This window comes from Paenibacillus thiaminolyticus (assembly GCF_007066085.1).
Classification (GTDB): domain Bacteria; phylum Bacillota; class Bacilli; order Paenibacillales; family Paenibacillaceae; genus Paenibacillus_B; species Paenibacillus_B thiaminolyticus.
This window is the reverse complement of the sequence record NZ_CP041405.1, coordinates 4,767,277-4,788,321: the sequence shown is the minus strand read 5'-3', so window position 1 is coordinate 4,788,321 and position 21,045 is coordinate 4,767,277. Positions and strand designations below refer to the sequence as shown.

Here is a 21,045-nt window from a genome sequence, read left to right as displayed (position 1 = left end):
ATATACTTAATGAAAAAATATTAGAGTCCAAAAAGTGGGGGGGATGATGAGCTGGGAAACCGCTTAAGAAAGTCTCGGGTGCCTAAGACTCATCTTACTCAGGCTTTCAAGATAAGGAAAAAGCCCTCTCTGGGGAGAGGGCGGGCCGGGAACGCTTCCATTCAGGATTATTAACTGAGGTTAATCTTCCGAGAAAAAGTCGAGATCTATTCTCTTTTCTTCGTATACCGCAACGGTGGAAACCCCAAGATTGTAATCAATCATCAACTGGGTAAGCTGCTCACCATCGATCAACACAACTTTATTATCGATGAAAGTTACGTATTCTACTGCTTCCTTTGTAAAACCGGATGTCGTAATGAAGACCCCTTTTCGGGCTTTTTGTCCCTGTAATGCGCCCACGAACTTCTGAATCTCAGGACGGCCTACCACGCCTTCCCAGCGTTTTGCCTGTATGTATATCATATCCAAACCCAACCGGTCTTCTTTAATAATTCCATCTATGCCGCCGTCCCTACTTTTCCCTACGGCCTTCCCAGCATCTGAGATTGATCCTCCATATCCCATCTTAACTAGAAGTTCCACGACCGCCTTCTCAAAAAACTGTGGACTACCCGCTTTTAGCCGCTGTAAAAGCTCAAAGGCAAGCTCTTCGCGAAGAACTAAATAGCTGTACTCAAGATTCTCTCCAGGAGTACGTTGTTCCGAATGCAACGGCTGTTCATCTGATTTTTGATCATCATTATTCTTGGCGGTATGAAACTCCAGAAATTCAGGGAACTGACGAAGAAAGGAGATATTGATTATGCTGGGATTTGACTTTAAGACATCTCTGCCCTTCGTCGTAATCTTGCAATAGCCTCGTCGTGGATACTCAAGTAGTCCAGCCTTCATTAAATAAGTTCGTGCCCAACCTACTCGATTATCAAATATAGTCTGCCGGCCACTAGGCAATTTTTCATCCAGTTCTTCATCAGTTAATCTGAAATGCTTGGCGAGGATTTCTCTTGTGTCGCGATGCCTATGTTCTTGTTCATCCCTTACCTGTATCAAAAATGGTAGCATGATAGATTGAAAGTCGGGAATTGCCATATTGCGCACCCTCCGAATCATCAAGATTTTTCCTATATGGCTTTCGTATGTCGGCATCTTGGGAAGTTACTGCAACCCCAAAATTCAACTCCTTGTTTGTTCTTTCTTCGTGTCATAGGAGCACCACACTTGCATGTCACTATACGTGATGCTGCAACTTCCTTCTTTGCCTTTGCGCTCTCCGGGTTTGCTACCGCACTGCTCTTTTTAACAGGACGACGCTTTTTATTTGGATGCCACTTCCCCCATGACCTCAGCTTCTGCTCAACAAGAGCTCCATGCCAGTAGTCAACTTTGAACTGCTCCGCTTCCTTTTTTGCAGGAGAAGTAAGATCAGATGTCGTGATAAGTAACGACAGAATACAGTCATGATTTCGTTTTGCCCCAACCAGTTCACGGACAGTCATAACAGGAACAAGATTATGTTCAGCGTAGCACTTGGCCTGTACAGCGGTCTTCTCACCACGGCCATCGATAATCACAAGATCCACTCCGCCATCATTGCCGCCAACTCCTACTTCTTTCACCGTGTATCCCTGATCTCTGAAGTAAAGAGCAAGTAACCGCTCGAATTCTGCTCCAGATAAATCGTCTAATCTGCTTGTTAAGATGACCTCATCGTCTCTACAACCCTTAGTTGACCGCCTTGAGGCTGTCTGAGCAGTTTTCTTCGTTGGTTTTGGTTTCTGCTTCTTCTTGTTACGTCTCTTCCGTGTCCAGATGGCCCCAAGTATATCTGCTACTATGATTGAACCAATAAGTATGCCGAAGAAGAAACCCCAGTGCAATCCTGGAATGCAGAAATAAATAGCAAGTCCACCAATAATGAATAAGCCCCTCAATAAATAAGCAAGCTTTCTTCCTTCTGCATAATAAGTTTTAGCCATTACAATTATTCATCCTTCCAAATCTGTGTCCCTATTTTCAATCTCTCACCCAGCAGTCTCAAAAAATCCAAATATCATTTTGCGCTTTCAAAATCGATTTACAAGTTAAATCTCATTTTCACATAGGCAATAGCTTGTTTGTCAGTAATGAGATAGCTAATTTCCTCCCGAGTACTCTTGCCTTGATTCGATAACCAATTATGTGAGCCAATAAAAAGAATTTTATTGTCTATTAATAACACTTTTGAATGAAGAGGCGGCATATACACAAGGTTTTGTCCCAACCGACTGTACAGTTCTTTTAAAGCAACTTTTAGTGTCTCCTTGTTTTTGTAATTAAAATTATCCTTCTCTACAATTTTATCAATGTCATTCAGAGTATAGTTTGTGCTATAATAACCGAATCTTATTCTAATATCTACTCGTCGTTCCTTCACAGCTTGTAATAATGAAAAGAATTTTTCGTTTAGCACATCACTGCTCGTCCAAGGAGAAACTATGCCAAGCGTACTCCGGCAATACGCAAAGGCTTTCATCATCAGATCGTAATGCCGTTCAGGGCTCAGCAATACATTTGCATGCAGGAGACTGTTCATATGCTCGATAAATCTTAAATCAACACCATCCAACTCCTGATCGTCTTGATAGACCGCATAAGCTTCGTTTCGTCTTAAAGCGTATTTTTGATTTTCATATTCCTCATTATACAAGCTGTATATGACCCCATGTTGTTGAATGACTTTAATTGCCTTTGCAAGGTAATTCCCGCTCGCTAATCCTATCTCTATATTTCCAATCAAAATAAACTGCTCCTTAGCTCTGGAGAAAGCAACGTTGAGCATATTAGGCTTACTGCCTATTACAAAGGAAAGGCCCGCGTTTTTCGTATGAATACCGTCAACAACAGAACTAAAAAGAATAATTCTTTTCTCTTTTCCTTGGAACGTGTGCACCGTTCCCACCTCTACGCCATTAATGACAGAAGCTAGTTGCTTGGCTTGTGAAGAGAAAGGGGTAATGATTCCGATATCCTTTAATATCTCAGTTCCATACCTGTTAACTAATATATTTACAATTTTTTTGCATGCAGATATTTCCGAATAATTATGATGTGAGTAGGCTTCCTTCAGGCCTCGAATATCGAAAGCCACTAAATTGGCTCCAAAAGGTTTATCTGATTTATCTTCTTTAGTTAATAAAAGCATGTCATTATAAACATGAAAATTTGAAAAACGCATAATACTGGCTTCACAACGTCTATGTTCATTAAGAATAATTCCTTTTTTCTTCGTCCCCATGAACTCAAAAAACTCACTGCCACGATCAGCATAGTTTTGAGCACTGTTTTGCAAAATACAAATGTTATCATGTAGTTCTTTCTTTACATCACTTTCTTCAATCAGATTTAAAGTAAACGGACGCACGGGTTCGAGTTGTTCTGGATCGCCTACAATAACTGCCTTTTGCGACCGATATAATGGAGCGCACAAATAATGAGGCATAATTTGTCCTGCCTCATCAACGAACAAGGTATCGATTAGGCCGATGAGGGGCTGAAATAACTGTTCAGAAAATGAATGTAAGGTTGTTGTGGCGACAGGAAAACAAAGAAAGAACGATTCCCATATTGCCCGAATACCTTTCTGATATTGATCTAGCCTTTTTCCGTTCTCACTATAAAATGATTTAAACCACCTTTGTTCCTCTCCCATTTTCTCCAAATTATGTACGATCTCATTATGATGCTTAATAACGTACTGCTCGTTAACAGCTAAAGCTTCCTCAAATAATCGTTTCCTCATCTGTACAATTATAGGAACATTAGCTAACTCATAATATGAATATGTAGATAACATTCCCTCTATTTGTAACTCTCTTTTCAAACTTAACTCTTGTTCAAGTAACTCCTCTAGATTACGCAAACTCATTTGTATTCCAGCTTTACTTTCTTCAAGCACCTGGAGTTCATGACTTATATTGTTTATTTGCTCGCTTACAGCCATTAAGTCGGACCTATAAATTGGAATCAGTAATTTTGATTCCTTTAATCGTTCCATATTATTCTTAATTTCTTGGCTTAGCGGCTCGATGCGAGTATCTTGTATGAACTCTACAGTCGGATTTGCACATAAAAATAACTTGCGTTTTGGCAAGAAATTAAGCAAATTTATGGGGAATTTCTTGCACTTAAGCAAAACCTCCTTATCTGCATATGCTTGACGACGGTTCTCCTCGCCTATCTTTATTTCTGACTCCAGTTGTTGAACGAGATTCTCCAACTTTGAAATTTCATCTTCTTTTGCAAGCTTGCTTTGAATCAATTCTCCTTGCTTACGTCTTTGAACTTGGATTTTTTCATTTGCAATCTCAATCTCATTTTTTTTGCTCTCTATGCTTTTAAGAATATCTTTCTTGTCATCAAGCTCTCCTCTCTCAAGGCATAGTTGAAGCAAGGCCCAGAATTGATTGATTTTTTTATGAATTTCTTTCAAATCGGTTATAGATGACTTGAAAATATTCTGAACATCCCGATTTTGCAAAGAATCGATGTGAGGGTGCTTCAGCCCCTTTATAATTCCTTCGAACTTCTTATTTCGAAATTCGGTCATGTTGGCCATATTTCCTAAACGAGCACAGAACACCCCTTGTTTGTTTTGTTCAATGGCAGTCTGATAAGAACTCATAAACCCACTTGGATTCATACCCTCATCCTCACCGTCGAATTCTTCGCCGCACCTTACACGCTCATTGTCGTGATCAGTATCCACATCGTAAAGCGATAATAAGCCAGTCAGGAAATCTACCTCGTTCATTAACTCGATTCCGATATTATCAACTGCTTTATTATTTGTACTCGTAATAACCATTGAGAACGGATTTTTTCCCGCGAGCGGTGATTGGTAATAGGCCCTGATTTGTCCCTCATCAATGAGCTGCCAAGGATGATCCCATATTTCTATCAAGAGTAGTGCTTTTTTAACTATAGCATCTGCTATCATCTCCTTAATCAAGGTCGTTTTACCTGTCCCAGGGGGGCCATTTACTGCAAGTAATTGGGAATTGTGCAGAGATTGAACTATTCTCCATTGCTTATTGTTTACAGGATAATCAGCCGTATAGCTCCCCAGATGATATCCAGTTTGTCCAGGATCTAAAGCGTAATCAACAGCGAGTTTGTTCCCGACTATATATTTCTCTAACACCACGGAAGTGCCACTGGTTTGCCGAGATATTAGGCGCTCAAGCTCACTTCGAAATATGGACTCTTTCATATCATTAAGGCTTTCTTTTGTAACGAACAATCGTCTGGACATTAACCAACCGCTGTAATTTTTAAAATCAAGTAAACTTCTATAACTCCAATTCGATATGACTTCACTTAGACATTGGTCAATTAAAATAATAATGTGCATAAGTTGAGTCGATTCGATACTATCAATTTTTGTGCAAAGGTCATTATAGGCTTGTGCTGCTATAAGGAGAACGTCTTCAACTGGGCACCCAAATGCTTCAGCTAAAATAATTTCCAAACTAGCTCGATTCATGACAAACGAACTAACTTGTAGTCCTTCCTCTGTCAATCTACATTTAAAAGTAATAACAGGTCTGACGATCCTTTTTTTCTTACCTGTAGGTAAGTCTTTAATCATTAATGGATAGCAAAGCGTAAACTCTTCCTGAGTGATTAGCTGATTCATATACAATTTGAAATTGTCACGATTATCTGGATACTGGAAAGGAAGATCAGCGATAAAATCCTCAATTTCCCTTTGTTTCGACAGAACACTTCTAATGGATTGAATCCATTTACCTCGTATTTCCTTATTCGATTTTCTTTTAACAATATCAGGATAACTTTCTAATTTCCGCAAGACAGCGTCTTTTTGCTTTCTCTCCAACGTTTCTTGAATGTCTTGTAAGTTGGTCAAACTTTCTTCAGGAAGGTGATCTCCATCTATTGAACTAAGAGAGGAATTCATGAACTTCGAATAATCCTCATAACGAATGAAATATTGCAAAATATCTTTTAATTCCGTAGACATCTATAAACCCCCGGTTTAGAAAATCACGCGACTTAATTACTACTATATTTCTCCATAATAGGACAAAATCCTCCCTCCCAATGACCTAATAAAGTAGGTAGAAAGGTATCCTTATCTTTGATCAGCAAGCACCTCTTACCAATGTTAACGGATACGTACATAATTAGCTTGATACACATGACCTTAACGCTTAAAGCGTCTCGGTTATGAATCGGACAGAAAACATCGTATGTTTGGTTTCTGATCAATTCCATCCAGATGTATACTAATGCCTATAACCGCGCCACCTTAGGTTTCCTAAATATCCACTCACGTCGCTTCGCTCTTCAAACTCCTTTCCATCGCTTGCACACTAGTTTAGGGAAACAAATACACAATATTTTTCGTATGACAGTAAAGAGGGGGGGAAGTTATGAAAAAAATAGGCATTATCCTTTTACTATTGAGTATTTTTCTCGTTGCATGCACACGTGAAGAAGCAAACAAAAAAGAAACAGTTCCTCCAACGATGCCAACTGAAGGAACGACTCCTCCGGCAACAGCAGACATCCCCAATGTAATCGCAACTCCACCGCCCACTCTGGCTGACCGGGAAAGAGAACAAGCTGAGTTGGATGAGAAACGGAGAAGAAAAGGCGAAATTAAAATGGATAACCTAGAAAATGTAGGCGTAGAGGGAAGTCTGCGAAAAGGGGTTATGGCTTTGCTGGAAGCCGTGAAGAATCAAGACAATGAGGGAAAATTGAAGCTTCATTATGATTCGAATTGGATCACCTTCGACGCTCTAGAAGAACCCTACATACTCGAGTTCACCAAAATAGCGTTGGACAATACGGAGCTTAAAGGAATGATTGATGAACATAATCTCCTTAGCTTTTCGAGTGACGTAGCTATTGTAGAGATTACAACAAAAGCTTTAAATCTGAACTTAGAGGAATCTTTGTCGACTGGAAAATACATTTTTGTAAAAGTGGATGGTCAATGGAAAGTGTTTCGTACATTTTAAATAAAAAGAACGGTTTATGAAATCCCCTCCGCTCAACATCCGAGATCATCACCAACTATCTCTCGATGTCAACCACGAGGGGATGTTTTATATTTTTAACACGATTCGTTTTTTACAAACTAAACTTTACTTTGAACGATCAGAACCCTGCTCCACTCTCAAGCCATTCCTTGGCCTTCCACCCATAAGCTATACCCACTACTTCAACCCATAATACCTGCACACTGCTTCCGCCACCTAATTCGCGGCTACGAGCAGCCCGTCTTCGTCGATATCGAATTTTGGATGGTGATTGAAGTAGACTTCCTCCGCGTTCTTCAGCTTGCAGCCAATGTAGAAGAAGCAGCCCGGGATTTTTTTAGGCGACACTCCACATGTGTTGCTGATACAAAAAAGATGACGTTCGAAGCTGTTAGCCCATTGCGGCAGGGTATCTATGAACTGCATCTCCAGAACCTGTCTAGCTATATGGGGTCACTTCATTTGTGGAGAGCCTGTATTTGTAATTTTCTCTCGAATTTTACTTAAAATCACATTAGCTGCTTCTACTGCACCGCCAGCATTCTGAAAAGTTTCAGATAGTTTCTGCGCATTTTCCTGATATGTCCGATTCGCCAACACCTCAGATACCGCTTCTGCCAAATATTTGGGCTTCTTTCCTTGCAATTTTAAGCCTGCGCCCAGTTCAGCAACCCGATCAGCGACTAGTCTTTGTTCGCTATGTTGCGGAAATAAAACCATGGGAACTCCAAAATACAGGCTTTCATTCGCACTATTCATGCCGCAATGGGTAATAAATACATCTGCTGTCTGTAATACCGATATCTGATCTACGAAGTTTTTCACCGCGAAATTTCCGGGTATGTTGCCAAGAGAGGAAATCTCCGTTTTTTCACCAACTGACATCACAACATCATAGTCCGTATCTGCAAATGCCCGGATAAGATTTTGGTAAAAATCTTGATTTTGATTAAGTACAGTCCCCAGGGAAATGTAGATTATTTTTCTATCTTTTTTATTATTCTGTACCGGCGGAGACTGCCTGATGGATGGTCCGACAAAAGCATATCGCTCAGAAAAGGTACTTGCCATCGGCTGGAATTCTTTCGCAGTATAGACAATCGTGTCCGTTTCATTATTATTTTGAATAATCGATACAAAATTCTCTACTTCATACCCATGATCCTTTAACAACTGAATTTTTTTGTTAATTCGGGGCAACCCCACGATCATTCTCCATAATTCTATGAAACCCCGCTTCATCAGTTTCGCTGTATGCTGATTAAAAGCAAAGGTAGTAGTCGAACAAATATATGGAATTCCTAGTTTTTTTGCAAATAACTTTCCCCAAAAGCATACAGAGTCGGATACAATACAATCCGGCTGAATTTCCCTTAATTCCTTACATACCTTTTCATCCAAAGCAATGGTTGTATCGGCAACCATTTCAATCAATGCTGCAAAATCTTTGCCAACCTTACGATTCAATTCTTTTTGGGATAGCTGGGGCAAGAATTCATCACAAGCAATAAATGCAGCACCGGCACCTTCTATTTTCCCCTGAAATTCGAGAAAGGAATAGTACCAAACCTGATGTCCTCTATTGACTAACTCGGTTACCACCGGAATGGTCGGATTGGTGTGGCCATGTGCGGGTATCGAAAAAAATACAATTTTGCTCATTCTGATTCATCTACCTCCCGCTCAGCTTTTTGAATCATCTCCACAAATTCCATGAATTCATTACTTTTTAAGAGAGCAATTCCTTTTGTCGCATCTTCTCCCAAGACAATCAGCTTATCACCCGCTTGAATCTGATACATGTCGCGTGCCTGTTTGGGAATCACAATCTGTCCCCGCTCTCCTACCTTCACAACACCAAAGAACTGCTTCCCCTTGGGACCGAGCCGATTCGCCTCTTCTTCACTCATATTACGGGATAATTGATCCAGGGTTACTTGAAAAATATCAGCGAGTAGCTTGCATTTAAAAATATCGGGCAAGGCATCCCCGTTTTCCCACTTGGCTACGGTCTGTCGTGATACGTTTACCTTCTCAGCTAATTGTTCCTGACTCATTTTATGCTTTTTACGCAAAACACGAATATTCATACCAATCATATTTTTCATCTCCATATACATTTAAATATATAGAAGATCCAAGGTGAAGATCTAGCAACAGTTCGCAACATTTTTTGTTAAAAATTGTGGCAAAGTACTCATACATTCAGTACAAGTAGAACATCTTCAAAGACTTGGCTGTCATGGACATTTCTAAGCGTTACTTTGAAGCCAAATATAAAGGACACGTTTTAATTAAACAAAAATCCCCTCCGCTCAACATCCGAGATCATCATTACCAACAATCTCAAGATGTTAACCACAAGGGGATACCTTCAACACGATTCGATTTTTACAAAACTCAGCTTACTTTCAACGTTCAGTACCCTAATCCACTCTCAAATGCTTCCTATAACCTTCCATCCATCAACTGCGCCCATCACTTCAACCCATAATACCCGCACACCACTTCGGCAACCGACTTCGCGGCCACGAGCAGTCCGTCCTCGTCGATATCGAACTTCGGATGGTGATTGAAGTAGACTTCATCGGCGTTCTTCGGCTTGCAGCCAATGTAGAAGAAGCAGCCCGGGATTTTTTCCAAATAGTACGCAAAGTCCTCAGACCCGGATAGCATATCGCCTTCATGGATAGCTGTCAAATAATCGCCTACTCCCTGCTCCAGATACCGAACGACGTTCGCGGTCACTTCCGGATGATTGTAGAGCGGCGGATAATCGGCCGTATAGGTTAGGGTCGCTTGGACGCCGAACGTCTCTTCAATCCCTTTGACGATGCGATGAATTTCTTTATCGATCAACGCTTGGGTCTCTGTCGTCATGTAACGCACGTCGCCTTCAAGCTCGACATAGTCCTTGATGACGTTAAAGCTGCCTTTGCCGTCGAAGGAGCCGATCGTCACGACGCCGGTATCGAATGGATTCAGGCGGCGGCTAATAATCGTCTGCGCCGTCGTGACGAAGTGCGCGGCGGCGACGATCGCGTCATTGGCCATATGCGGCGAGGAGCCGTGGCCGCCTTTGCCCTGAATGCCGAGCTTGAAGTAGCTTCGGCCTGCCATCGCAAAGCCGCTCCGGTACATCACTTCGCCGACATTCCCCGTAGGGAAGACGTGAACGCCGAAGATATGCTCCACGTCATCCAGAAGGCCGGACTCCACGATGCTCTTGGCCCCCCCGGGAGGCGTTTCCTCCGCATGCTGATGAATGATCTTGATCGTGCCAGGAAGCTCATCCTTGAGCTGAATCAAGCAGTCCGCCAGCACGAGCAAGTAAGCGGTATGCCCGTCATGGCCGCAAGCGTGCATAACGCCGGGATTTTCAGAAGCAAAGGGAAGACCCGTCTCTTCCTGAATCGGAAGCGCATCGAAATCCGCCCGCAGCGCGATCGTCTTGCCCGGCTTGCCGCCCTGAATCGTGACGATAAGGCCGTGCCCGTTTCCGACTTCCGTATCCAGCTTCACCTCTTTGCCTTGATAGAAGTCTTGAATATACTTCGCGGTCTGTTCCTCTTGGAAAGATAGCTCCGGATGGGCATGCAGATGCCTGCGAATCGCAATGATCTCATCCTTACGTGCATCGAGCATCGCTAATAATTGGTCACGCATGTTCATATCCTCCTGTGAATCTCTATATAACTCTAATCTAATCCCAAACCTCCAAGCTTCCAAGCGCTCTAATCGGCATTCTTATTTTGCAGCCGGAGCGAGAACTGCATTCTCTTGTTTGCTGCCCTTTGGTGCCGTGATAACGACTGACAGTAAGGATACGACACAGAATGCAACATTCGTTAACAGTCCGACCATGGCGGCCAGTTCGATACTTCCGGCGGCAGCGATAACCCCATACACACTTGCGGAGATGGCGACACCGAACGAACCGCCAAGCGAGCTCGCCATTTTATAGATCCCGGACGCAATACCGACCTTGCTCTCCGGCGCATTGGAGACCGCCGTATCCGTCGATGGCGTCGCGTACATGCCAAGTCCGATGCCGAAGAGCATGAAGCCGACAAACACAAGCAGCGTATAGAGAAAGCCTGGGACAAAGGTGAATGACATCAAGGCAATTCCAATCGCCGTAATGAGTGAGCCCGTAATCATTGGCTTGCGCGAGCCGTGCTTCTGCAGCAGCTTCTCGCCGACACGAATCATGACGAGAACACACACCAAGTAGCCGAGGGACAAGAGCCCGGATTCGAAAGCGGTAAAGCCGCGCCCAATCTGAACGTACGTATTCGCGACCACCAAGGTGCCTGCTGCGGCATTCAATAAGAAGTTCGACACGGTTGCCCCGGTATAAGCTTTATTTTTGAACAGAGAAAAGTCAATGAATCCATTCGCATGACGGAACTCAATTTTGAAGAAAATGACCATCGACACAAGGAACACGGCAGCCAAAGACAAGGTAATCGGGCTTGTCCAGCCGAAGGAGGAGCCTCGGGTAATGATCAGGTTCAAGGTAACGAGCGTAATCACGAACATAACCAAGCCGCCGAAGTCGAAGCGTGCCTTGCTGCCCGATTGTTCGACCTTGCTCTCCGGCGTACCCTTGATAAGCAGCATCGCGAGCACAGCGAACACGATGGAGAAGACGAAGATCCAGCGCCAGCCCATGTACGTGGCGATGGCGCCGCCGGCGAAGGAGCATACCCCGGAACCGCCCCAAGATCCGATGGACCAGAAGCTTAACGCCCGCTGTCTCTCTGGTCCCTCGAAGTACGTCTTCATCAGAGCCAGCGTTGCCGGCATGATGCAGGCTGCAGACAGACCTTGGATAATCCGGCCTGCGATCAGCATCCCGGAACCATGCGCAAGAATGAGCAATAAGGAACCAATAATACTAAGAATAAGCCCAATGTACGTCAGCTTCATTCGTCCGAACCTGTCCGCCATGCCGCCGGCAACGACGATAAAAATCCCCGAGAATAATGCCGTCAAGCTGATGGCGATGTTCAGCGTATCGAGAGATATTCCGAGATCAGCCTGAACGTCAGGAACAATATTGACCATGGATTGCGCGAAGAGCCAGAAGGTGATGACCCCGAACACGATCCCTACGATAAGTTTATCGCTGCCTTTATACGGAACTGTTGGTGTCTTCATCTCTTCCGCCCTCTTTCATGTAGTCTATAACGAGTGCACCCATAGCTTTCGCAGCAATCTGCAAGGAGTCTTCATTGATATCGAATTTAGGGTGATGATGAGGGTAATACGCTCCATGGTCAGGCATCGCGCCTACATAGAAGAATACGCTTGGACGCTGTTGCGCGTAATAAGCGAAGTCCTCGGAAGGCGGCTGCGGTTCGCAGCGCTCGATCGAGGTGACCTCGGGAATGCCGCTCTGAGTCAGCGACTTCACCACGAATTCCGTGAATGCCGGATCATTGACGAGAACAGGATAGTCATTGTTATAGTCAAGCTCATACGTGATCCCGAACATTTCTTGAAGTCCGGATAAGATGCGGCGAATTTCCTGTTCAATCAAGCTGCGGGTCTCTTCCGTCATCGCTCGAACATCGCCTTCCAGCTCGACCGCGTCTTTAATGACATTGAAGCTTCCTTTACCGTCAAAAGAGCCAATCGTAATGGAGCCGACATCAAACGGATTCAAGCGGCGGCTTACGATCGTTTGCACGGCGCATACGAATTCGCTTGCGGCAACAATGGCGTCATTAGCCATATGCGGGGAGGATCCATGGCCGCCTTTGCCAAGAATCTTCACCTTGAAGTAGGCGCGTCCCGTCTGGATCGGTCCTTCACGGTAAAAGATTCTTCCCGTCTCCATAGTAGACATGACGTGGATGCCGAGCACATGGTCTACCCCATCCAGGCAGCCGTCCTGGATCATATGAATCGCTCCGCCAGGCGGTGTTTCTTCCGCATGTTGATGCAAAATAACGACCTTGCCCTCTAACTGATCCTTCATCTCCATTAACGTCTCGGCAAGGACAAGCATATAAGCCGTATGTCCATCATGTCCGCAAGCGTGCATGACGCCCGGATTCTGCGAGGCAAAGGGAAGTCCCGTCTGCTCCGTGATCGGAAGCGCGTCGAAATCCGCGCGGATCGCCAAGGTCTTGCCCGGCTTGCCGCTATCAATCGTGACAACAACCCCGTTGCCGCCGACATGCTCGCGAACGACACAGGGCTTATCTGTATAGAATTCAGCGATATACTTCGCGGTGTTCTCCTCCTGGAAGGAAAGCTCCGGATGCGCATGCAGATAGCGTCTAATCTCGATGATGCGTTCTTTTTTCTCGTCCAGTCGTCTAAATAGTTCCGTCTTCATGACCTCTGCCCTCCTATAACATGATGCTTATCACCGGCCAGTGAAGAAACATGTTTTCATGCCTTTATTATAGGAGGGTAAGCGGTTACATTCGGCCCTGTTTTTGCACTCCCATGTCCTTCGTTTTTGCCGTCTTCTTGTTAGAGCTTCAAGCTTGGACAAAACAGGAGGGGAGATTTTCACCCACTTTCGTCAAATGTGATTTAGTTCATATCATCGAACATTCTACGGAACTCATAAAAGTGAATCGCGTTCATGTCCAAGTACACATAAAAGGACCAATCAGCGCTCATCTGCTCGTCTATGACTTTCAAGGAAGGGGTTGATCTGTTGATGACATAATTCATAATCTCCTGATCGACGCCATGCTTGCTGTTGAACTTCCCCCACTCCGAATACAATGCCCCGTGATCGCGGTCGAATTGGAATTTGCGAATCTGATACGCACCTGGCTTCATGCCGAGCAGGCGAATATGCATCTCCTTCTTCCGCTGTCTTAGGAACAGCTCTTCCACCGAGAAGCGAGGATTGAAGTTATTGCAGTTCAATAGCGCGAGCTGGTATCCATCGGCGTGTTCCGTCATCACATAATCTTTCCCTTGCGCCACAATTCGTCCTCTTAATCGTTCCTTGAACATGACAGCGTAATAAGCAGGTCTCTTCCCATTGAAAAAGTGAAACAGCTCCAGCCCGTCAATGCTTATATTCCGCGCGCGGCGCTCCCCCTCATGCTGCTCCGTATTGATCCAGAAGCCGATCGCATCGGCCTCGCGGCTTATATCCAGCACCGCCCTCATCACTAAGGCACCGCGGAAAAACGTTCCGTTCGTATACCTCGTATTCCCCGTCAACGTATTCCAAGACATGAGAAACAGCGATTTTTCCATGCGATGCTTCCTTAAATAAGCTTTCAGCTTGGAGGTCGCGGAGAGGATATAGTCCTGGGTCTCGGTGAAATCATCGTCAGCCGATTTATCGAAATCAACGACTTCGTTCGGATTCGCTTCGTATGCAATGAAGTCAATCACGTCGCCGTGGCTTAATTGCCAGTCATGCTGTGTCGTCGTTGTCCCTGTTCGTTCGGAAAAAGGAAGATAGGTCCCCACTTGCACTCGCTCTTCCCTGCTCTTCACTAAAGCCTGAAGGCGAAGATATATTCGCCGCAGCTCTTCGGGGGAGGCAATCGTGGCATGAGGCTCATAATACAGGAAGCGCCACTTCGCTACGGTATCGCGTCCAAAAATCTGAATCGAGTGACGGATAAACTTGTCCAGCAGCTCGAAATACTTGTTCTCGTCCGAGGAAATCTCCTGGTATTCGATGCGGATCAGGAGGTGGAGATGATGATCTTGCAGGAACTGGAGGGCCAGATCGGAATTCATGAACGGCGTAGAGGTAGCCACCAGCTCGTCCGTTTCCACTTCGGGAAGCAGCGTCTTGCCAAAGATCAGGTTGCGAATTCCGATATAACGGATGCGCAGCTCCTGCTGAGCCATGAGAACCTGCTCTTTGACATTCTCATTAAGGAGTTCCTTCAGCTGGCCGATGAAAAGAACATGCGTGGAAGCCGCTACTTCTTCCTGCCGGGTTGGGTCAAGCTCGATCTGCCGGTTCTCGAATACAGCCTCGCTAATATCCGAGATCTGCTCCCCTGTCTCAATGTACTGGGCAAGCTTCGCCAGAATATCCGGGGATTGCAGCACCGTTCTGGGCTCGGAAGCATGGTTAGCCGCTGGCTGTACATCATCCTGGTGCTCCGAATGCTCCTTCCGGTATTGAGCGGGGGACATCCCGTATGCCGCTTTAAAGACGGCATTGAAGTGTTTCGAGCTGGCAAATCCATGCTTCAACGCAATATGAGATAACGAATCTGTGGAATGCAGCAGATCATCCAGACTATGCTTCAGCCGAACCAGATTGACGTACTGCACGAATCCAAACCCGGTCATTTTCTTGAAATATCGAGAGAGGTAAGAAACCGATAAATACTCCTTCTGTGCGATCTCATTTAAGGTAATCGGCTCGTCGTAGCGCTGCTCAATCTCCTGGATGATGCGCATAATCCGTTCATCATCGTGAGAACTCCCTTCACGCACAGGAGCCTCAGTCTTGAAGAAACGAGTCAGCAGCAGCATCATTTGGAATAAGCTGCTCTGCAGCTCCAGGTTCGGAAGCGCGCCTGTTCGCGAGTAGGCAATCATAATCTCGGCAACATAACGCCGCAGAAGGGCGACCATCTGCTCGCGCCCGGGGTCCATCTCCCGCGAGAAGCAGTCGAAGTGATAGGAGAAGTACGATTTATCATGCTGGGCAAAGAACTGTGCCGTCAGGCTCAACACAATGACGATATTATCCTCCTGGCTTGCGATCTCATGCCTGTCATTGCGGTTCAGGATCAAGATATCATGAGCCTGCAGCTTATAATCGCGAGCCGTACAGTTCACGGTCAGGCTCCCGCTGATCACGAACAGAATCTTCGTTCCAAAATAACTCGTTGGCGGCATCGATCGAATATTTTCCATGCTGATCTCATAGTTGTTGTTCGTTGCTGCATTCGGCATGGTGAACGCCTCCTTGGCTTGGTTTAGGCTTGATGGACGATGACAGCATTTGGTGCCAGCATTTCTTGAAAAACCTTAGGCTTAGTTCAGTTTACGTGAGCCTTTTTTTATTGTCCAGACAAGTGCAGACGCTCCAGTCATCCATTTCCAGACAAAAAGGCTTCAAGCATTAAAGCTTGAAACCTTCATGAATCGCATCTAACGCTCGCCTGACCTTTCTGGCGAAAACAAGCGGTTTTTCCACGGCTTCAATATTGACATACATCAAGAGGGGCCGCTCGAATAGCCATTCGTTACGGACAGACGTCACTTTGATTCCTTGTTTACGAATCGCCGTAATGAATGGATTGACTTCTTTCTCTAAGAAGGCCGCCCTGCCTACACAAAGCGCTTTGCCCGTTCTTTCATCTAATGATTCGAACGAAAAAGAAGACGTTACGCTAAATCTTTTCCCCAAAATCGTTGCTCTTATTCGCTTTCGATTTATGGTCGAGACGCATTTTCCGCCGGCAAAGCCGGGCTGGCCCCCGATAATCCTTGAGAACTTCGCACAAAGCGAACCGCTATTGGGCATACTTCTTTTCCTCCCCTGTCTTCATTTAGGGTATGAGTACAGGAACAGGAGTGACCCGGATTATCGCCTACTCCAACGATGAACTAATTTTTTATAAAATCAAACCAGCATTCACTCATCATTCTGCCAAGTCCGGTGTATTGCCAACTATCAAACTGCGTCAGAAGCCGTTCCCACGATTGTGCGGATTCAAAAGCTTGGATATAGCCATTATTCAAAATATGCAAAGCAGTTATATCTAAGATGGTTGATGCCTTATCCCGAGCGTCCGCAGCCGACTCGACTTCCTTCTGTTTATAAAAAATGGCCTTTTCATATTTCTTCAATTTTTTTGCTCTATGATATAAGGTTTGCAGGTCAGGTTCGGCTTGGTTTTCAAGGATATCAAACAGCCTCTCCGCCTCTTCGAGGTCATTGAAATCGATAGCTCTTATTTTATGAAATACGGTGATTATGTGGTATCCGTGAAGCCTGATTCCTTAAAACAAATTATCCAAGATAGGGTAGAGCGCCGCTTACATCATTATCACAAATTATAAATTCAGCATTGCATCCGGAGCATCAAACGGCAGGGTGCATGACAGAATATGTTCATTATGCACGTGGTCATGCCGTATCCGATCACATCAGATGTCGTTCAGACTTAAAACCACAAAAAAAGCGCCTTGCAGACAGTCTGCGAAGGCGCTTTGTTCGGGGAGCGGTTACCCCGGATCAATTATTTCTCTAACCATAATGCCGGTACGTTAAGCGGTTCCCAGCCCGCCATCGAAATATGTTCTTGAAGACACTGGTATGTCGCTCCGCCGTAAGTCGCTTCGTCCCCGATCTTATACGATATACCTGGAGCTCAAGGCGTAGTCGGAGACGGCTGTGACGAACCGGAATCCGTCGTTACCGTTACGGCATTTGCTTGTTGCGGACGACTTACGCCCGCGTTGTCAGTAGAAGCACTCCAGTATAGCGATACGCTTGTGTTGGTTATGCCTGTGGATATTATGCCAGGTTCGCTCGGGGCTTGCGTATCGTCACCGCTGACTTGCCGCTAACACAGCAGCGTGCGCATCAACAATGCCATGCCCATACTGATCAGAACTTCCGGCAGGCTGCGCTGTATTTTTGAGAATCTCTTCGGCTTCAGCAGAGGTAAGATTCGGATTGACCGATCTCATCAGTCCTAGTACGCCCGTTACATGAGGGGTTGACATCGAGGTGCCTGACAGGGTTGCATATTGACCGTTCTTATATGTGCTGTATATGTTCGACCCAGGAGCCATCACATCAAGACCCGGTCCATAATTGGAGAAGCTTGAACGCGTTCTGCTCGAGGTCACGGAGCCAACCGCGATCGAACCGCTGTAAGCCGCCGGATAAGAAATTTTGGGGAGTCCGTCATTGCCAGCGGCAGCCACCACGATGGTGCCCAAGCCGACAGCCGTTTGAATGGCCTCATCCATCCCTTGATCGTAACCGCCGCCACCCAGCGACATATTGATGACATCGGCTCTAACATTAGCGGCGTAAACAATACCTTGTTGAACGCCATACAGCGAACCTGAACCGCTGTCGTTAAGCACTTTAATAGGAATCAGGGTCGCGTTCTGCATGACGCCTGACACCGATCCATAACTGGCGATCGTTCCAGCGACATGAGTGCCGTGCCCATTGCCATCGTTTGTGGTTCCGCCCACAAAGCTGCTGCCCAAGCTAGTGTTCACCAGATTTTTCAGGTTCGGATGGTTGCTGTCAATTCCCGTGTCAAGCACGCCGATCCGCACTGAGCTTGACCCGGTCGTAATCTCCCAGGCTTGCGGAACCTTAATCATGTCATAATGCCAACGTTGGTTATTGTGAATATCTTGAGGTGAAACATCCTGCACGGTTGCAGTTTCAAGCGCGTACATTTTGCGGTTTTCCGTGACGTACCGAACATTGAAGCCGAGGTTGTCTAATGTTTCCTCCAACGTTATTTTGGCGGAATCGATTGAATTGTAGTCCTCTACAGAGTACTCGACCAAATAGACCAAACCCATTTTTTCTATCGCCGTAGCCCTTACATCGCTATCCAGCGATTGCACCGAGAAGCTGCCGGCATCCTGCCCGAACAGTGAATCGGCAATCGTAAAACCGCTCTCCGTGAGCGATTCCGCTTCCATCAATAATTCATCCACGCTTTGGATCGAATCCATGAACGGTTCCTCGACCGACACCACGAGTTGACCTTCAATATAATCACCCGAGTAACCCTGATCGGGGCTGCCAAACGCCACCCCTGTTACTAAAGTTGCCATTAACAAAATGGCGGCTAAAACAGAGCTTAGAAACTTCTTCATTATTAACCCTCCTTCACGGAATAAATAATTTGTGCTGCTTTCCAGTGTTCAGCATGATGAAATAGAGTTCGTCACGATGCTGAGAAAGCGCATTCAAGTTTTAGATTTACCAACCTCCTTTTTTCGGTTCTTTCTCCCTGATTTCCTGGATCCCCCCCTTCTTAACGCCATTAATTAATTGGGATTTTCGGTAAATAAATTACTCTTTTTCCCAACTGACTTTATTTTATCATCATTTTTTTGGAAAAGTAAACAAAAAAAATAAAAAAATAAAATCCATCTGTGAACAAGGACTTGTCTCTGAAAACCCATTCGGTAATTTGCCAGGTTTGTTATGAACATAGGGAACAGCAACTTTATTTCTCACTATCAACGCACAGCACTCCACATATGTGAAATGAAATGCTGACGGTATGTTTATGTGTGACCTTTTTGATTGATGTGCAGCCAAAGTTGCTGCTACGATAGTTCAACGCAGCAAGTTAATAACTAATGAAATGGTAGAGGAGTTATTCATCATGAAAAGAATTGTAACACTGAGTACACGCAAACTGATGGACACTGCAAAACACGGCGGATGCGGCGCTTGCCAGACATCTTGCCAGTCTGCTTGCAAGACTTCCTGTGGCGTTGCCAACCAGCGTTGTGAAAACGCAATGAACAAATAGGAATTGAAACTCACCGCCGTCCTTACAAGGACGGCGAAGTTGTTTATACTGGATAGCCGCCTGCAATTTGTAGTCAAAAAGGAGCTTGATTGGCAGTATGATTCATCATTATCAACTGAACGGATACAACATCGTGATCGATACCTATAGTGGCTCAGTGCATGTTGTTGATGACCTGGCGTATGAGATCATTGCGCTGTATGAGCATGCAGCACCCGAACAAATCCTAATGAGAATGAAGGAAAAACATTATTCAGAGGAAAGCATCCGAGAGACGATCTCAGAGGTCGAGGAACTCATAAGCAATGGACAGCTCTTTACAGAGGATGCGTATGAGGAACTGTCTATTGATTTACAAAAACGAAAAACGTATGTGAAGGCGCTCTGTCTCAATGTCGCGCATACCTGCAATCTGTCATGCGAATATTGCTTCGCCAGCCAAGGAAAGTACAATGGCGATCGAGCAATTATGAGCTTAGAAGTTGGACAAAGAGCTATCGATTATTTGCTGGAGCATTCGGGCCATCACCGCAACCTTGACATTGACTTTTTCGGCGGAGAACCGCTTATGGCTTGGAAAGTCGTCAAACAGATTGTAGCGTATGCACGAAGCAAGGAAAAGGAATGGAAGAAAAAATTCCGCTTCACCTTCACAACGAACGGCATGCTGCTGAACGATGAGATCACCGAGTTTTTAAATCAGGAAATGTATAATGTCGTCTTAAGCCTGGATGGAAGAAAAGAGGTTCATGATCGGCTGCGCACAACCGTTACCGGCAAAGGCAGTTATGATTCTATCGTGCCGAAGTTCCAGGAATTCATCCAAAAGCGTGGAGACCAGGAATACTATGTACGGGGAACATATACACGGAACAATGTCGACTTCACCAATGATATCTTCCATATCGCAGATCTTGGTTTTGACAAAATCTCGATGGAACCTGTCATCTGTGATCCACGGGAACCCTATGCGCTTACCGAGAAGGATCTCCCGGAGATTTACAATCAGTACGAAATTCTCGCCAAAGAAATGATTGCGCGCAGTGAACAAGGCAGAGGGTTCACATTCTATCATTACATGCTAGATCTCTCGGAAGGTCCTTGCATCCAGAAGCGAATCACGGGCTGCGGATCAGGCACGGAATACCTCGCTGTCACGCCATGGGGCGAGCTGTTCCCTTGCCACCAGTTCGTAGGGGATGAAGCGTACAGCATGGGGAACATCTGGGATGGCATCACGCAGCCGGAGCTGCAGTGCCAATTTACAGAGAGCAACTGCTACACGAAGCCGGAGTGCAAGGATTGCTGGGCTAAGCTCTACTGCAGCGGGGGCTGTCCTGCCAATGCCCTGCATGCGACGGGCTCCATCAACGGAACCTACGAATTTAGTTGTGATGTTTTCCGTAAACGAATTGAATGTTCCATGATGGCGAAGGTTGCCGAGTCGATTCGAGCGATGGAAGAGAATCAAATGTAGATAGATGAAAGAGGGGCATCGGCCCCTCTTTGCA

General features: G+C 45.3%; 16 protein-coding genes and 1 pseudogene. 3 read left to right on the top strand and 14 right to left on the bottom strand.

What is annotated here, in order from left to right:
• Positions 1–180 precede the first annotated feature (180 nt).
• The 3 genes from FLT43_RS21240 to FLT43_RS21230 form a co-directional block, all read right to left on the bottom strand.
• Entirely contained in the window at positions 181–1,092 is a 912-nt protein-coding gene (locus FLT43_RS21240; RefSeq protein WP_087443232.1) for a restriction endonuclease, read from the bottom strand.
• 32 nt (positions 1,093–1,124) lie between these two features.
• A complete protein-coding gene (locus tag FLT43_RS21235; protein WP_087443092.1) occupies positions 1,125–1,979 on the bottom strand; it encodes a restriction endonuclease in 855 nt (284 codons plus the stop codon).
• A gap of 98 nt (positions 1,980–2,077) precedes the next feature.
• Complete coding sequence (locus FLT43_RS21230) at positions 2,078–6,022, bottom strand: AAA domain-containing protein (protein ID WP_087443091.1); 3,945 nt, start codon at positions 6,020–6,022, stop codon at positions 2,078–2,080.
• A gap of 412 nt (positions 6,023–6,434) precedes the next feature.
• Between FLT43_RS21230 and FLT43_RS21225 the strand changes: the two genes are divergently transcribed.
• Positions 6,435–7,028, top strand: coding sequence for a hypothetical protein (locus tag FLT43_RS21225; RefSeq protein ID WP_087443089.1), 594 nt, complete (start codon positions 6,435–6,437; stop codon positions 7,026–7,028).
• Between the two features lie 237 nt (positions 7,029–7,265).
• Here FLT43_RS21225 and FLT43_RS21220 read toward each other — a convergent pair.
• The 11 genes and pseudogenes from FLT43_RS21220 to FLT43_RS21170 all read right to left on the bottom strand — a co-directional run.
• Positions 7,266–7,388 (bottom strand): annotated as a pseudogene (locus tag FLT43_RS21220) (M20/M25/M40 family metallo-hydrolase); the annotation flags it as partial.
• Between the two features lie 114 nt (positions 7,389–7,502).
• Positions 7,503–8,711, bottom strand: a complete 1,209-nt coding sequence (locus FLT43_RS21215; RefSeq protein WP_087443088.1) for a macrolide family glycosyltransferase — start codon at positions 8,709–8,711, stop codon at positions 7,503–7,505.
• A complete protein-coding gene (locus tag FLT43_RS21210) occupies positions 8,708–9,148 on the bottom strand; it encodes a helix-turn-helix domain-containing protein (protein WP_087443087.1) in 441 nt (146 codons plus the stop codon). Before FLT43_RS21210 ends, FLT43_RS21215 begins: the two co-directional genes overlap by 4 nt.
• 379 nt (positions 9,149–9,527) lie before the next feature.
• Positions 9,528–10,715: an amidohydrolase gene (locus FLT43_RS21205; protein ID WP_087443086.1), complete on the bottom strand. Its 1,188-nt coding sequence runs from the start codon at positions 10,713–10,715 to the stop codon at positions 9,528–9,530.
• An 81-nt stretch (positions 10,716–10,796) separates the two neighbouring features.
• Complete coding sequence (locus FLT43_RS21200; protein WP_087443085.1) at positions 10,797–12,212, bottom strand: MFS transporter; 1,416 nt, start codon at positions 12,210–12,212, stop codon at positions 10,797–10,799.
• Positions 12,187–13,398, bottom strand: coding sequence for a M20 family metallopeptidase (locus FLT43_RS21195; RefSeq protein WP_087443084.1), 1,212 nt, complete (start codon positions 13,396–13,398; stop codon positions 12,187–12,189). The genes FLT43_RS21200 and FLT43_RS21195 overlap by 26 nt, the downstream gene beginning before the upstream one ends.
• Positions 13,399–13,601: 203 nt before the next feature.
• The gene (locus tag FLT43_RS21190; protein ID WP_087443083.1) at positions 13,602–15,959 is read right to left on the bottom strand and encodes a helix-turn-helix domain-containing protein; all 2,358 of its coding nucleotides are present in this window, start codon (positions 15,957–15,959) and stop codon (positions 13,602–13,604) included.
• Positions 15,960–16,128: 169 nt separating this feature from the next.
• Positions 16,129–16,533, bottom strand: a complete 405-nt coding sequence (locus FLT43_RS21185) for a DUF1259 domain-containing protein (protein WP_087443082.1) — start codon at positions 16,531–16,533, stop codon at positions 16,129–16,131.
• A gap of 83 nt (positions 16,534–16,616) precedes the next feature.
• Positions 16,617–16,859 (bottom strand): hypothetical protein, encoded by a 243-nt coding sequence (locus FLT43_RS21180; protein WP_087443081.1) that lies wholly within the window; start codon positions 16,857–16,859, stop codon positions 16,617–16,619.
• Between the two features lie 392 nt (positions 16,860–17,251).
• A complete protein-coding gene (locus FLT43_RS30670; RefSeq protein ID WP_340162473.1) occupies positions 17,252–17,362 on the bottom strand; it encodes a carbohydrate-binding protein in 111 nt (36 codons plus the stop codon).
• A gap of 199 nt (positions 17,363–17,561) precedes the next feature.
• On the bottom strand, positions 17,562–18,866 hold the full coding sequence (locus FLT43_RS21170; RefSeq protein WP_087443080.1) for a S8 family serine peptidase: 1,305 nt from the start codon (positions 18,864–18,866) through the stop codon (positions 17,562–17,564).
• A gap of 518 nt (positions 18,867–19,384) precedes the next feature.
• Here FLT43_RS21170 and scfA point away from each other — a divergent pair.
• Together scfA and scfB are read left to right on the top strand one after the other, a co-directional pair.
• A complete protein-coding gene (scfA, locus tag FLT43_RS21165; RefSeq protein WP_076321126.1) occupies positions 19,385–19,534 on the top strand; it encodes a six-cysteine ranthipeptide SCIFF in 150 nt (49 codons plus the stop codon).
• Positions 19,535–19,631: 97 nt separating this feature from the next.
• Entirely contained in the window at positions 19,632–21,011 is a 1,380-nt protein-coding gene (gene scfB / locus FLT43_RS21160) for a thioether cross-link-forming SCIFF peptide maturase (protein WP_087443079.1), read from the top strand.
• Positions 21,012–21,045 lie beyond the last annotated feature (34 nt).

Excerpts from the sequence above, each read along its gene's own strand:
- FLT43_RS21240 (WP_087443232.1), bottom strand. The coding sequence starts at position 1,092 with ATGGCAATTCCCGACTTTCAATCTATCATGCTACCATTTTTGATACAG.
- FLT43_RS21235 (WP_087443092.1), bottom strand. The coding sequence starts at position 1,979 with ATGGCTAAAACTTATTATGCAGAAGGAAGAAAGCTTGCTTATTTATTG.
- FLT43_RS21230 (WP_087443091.1), bottom strand. The coding sequence starts at position 6,022 with ATGTCTACGGAATTAAAAGATATTTTGCAATATTTCATTCGTTATGAG.
- FLT43_RS21225 (WP_087443089.1), top strand. The coding sequence starts at position 6,435 with ATGAAAAAAATAGGCATTATCCTTTTACTATTGAGTATTTTTCTCGTT.
- FLT43_RS21215 (WP_087443088.1), bottom strand. The coding sequence starts at position 8,711 with ATGAGCAAAATTGTATTTTTTTCGATACCCGCACATGGCCACACCAAT.
- FLT43_RS21210 (WP_087443087.1), bottom strand. The coding sequence starts at position 9,148 with ATGATTGGTATGAATATTCGTGTTTTGCGTAAAAAGCATAAAATGAGT.
- FLT43_RS21205 (WP_087443086.1), bottom strand. The coding sequence starts at position 10,715 with ATGCGTGACCAATTATTAGCGATGCTCGATGCACGTAAGGATGAGATC.
- FLT43_RS21200 (WP_087443085.1), bottom strand. The coding sequence starts at position 12,212 with ATGAAGACACCAACAGTTCCGTATAAAGGCAGCGATAAACTTATCGTA.
- FLT43_RS21195 (WP_087443084.1), bottom strand. The coding sequence starts at position 13,398 with ATGAAGACGGAACTATTTAGACGACTGGACGAGAAAAAAGAACGCATC.
- FLT43_RS21190 (WP_087443083.1), bottom strand. The coding sequence starts at position 15,959 with ATGCCGAATGCAGCAACGAACAACAACTATGAGATCAGCATGGAAAAT.
- FLT43_RS21185 (WP_087443082.1), bottom strand. The coding sequence starts at position 16,533 with ATGCCCAATAGCGGTTCGCTTTGTGCGAAGTTCTCAAGGATTATCGGG.
- FLT43_RS21170 (WP_087443080.1), bottom strand. The coding sequence starts at position 18,866 with ATGAAGAAGTTTCTAAGCTCTGTTTTAGCCGCCATTTTGTTAATGGCA.
- scfA (WP_076321126.1), top strand. The coding sequence starts at position 19,385 with ATGAAAAGAATTGTAACACTGAGTACACGCAAACTGATGGACACTGCA.
- scfB (WP_087443079.1), top strand. The coding sequence starts at position 19,632 with ATGATTCATCATTATCAACTGAACGGATACAACATCGTGATCGATACC.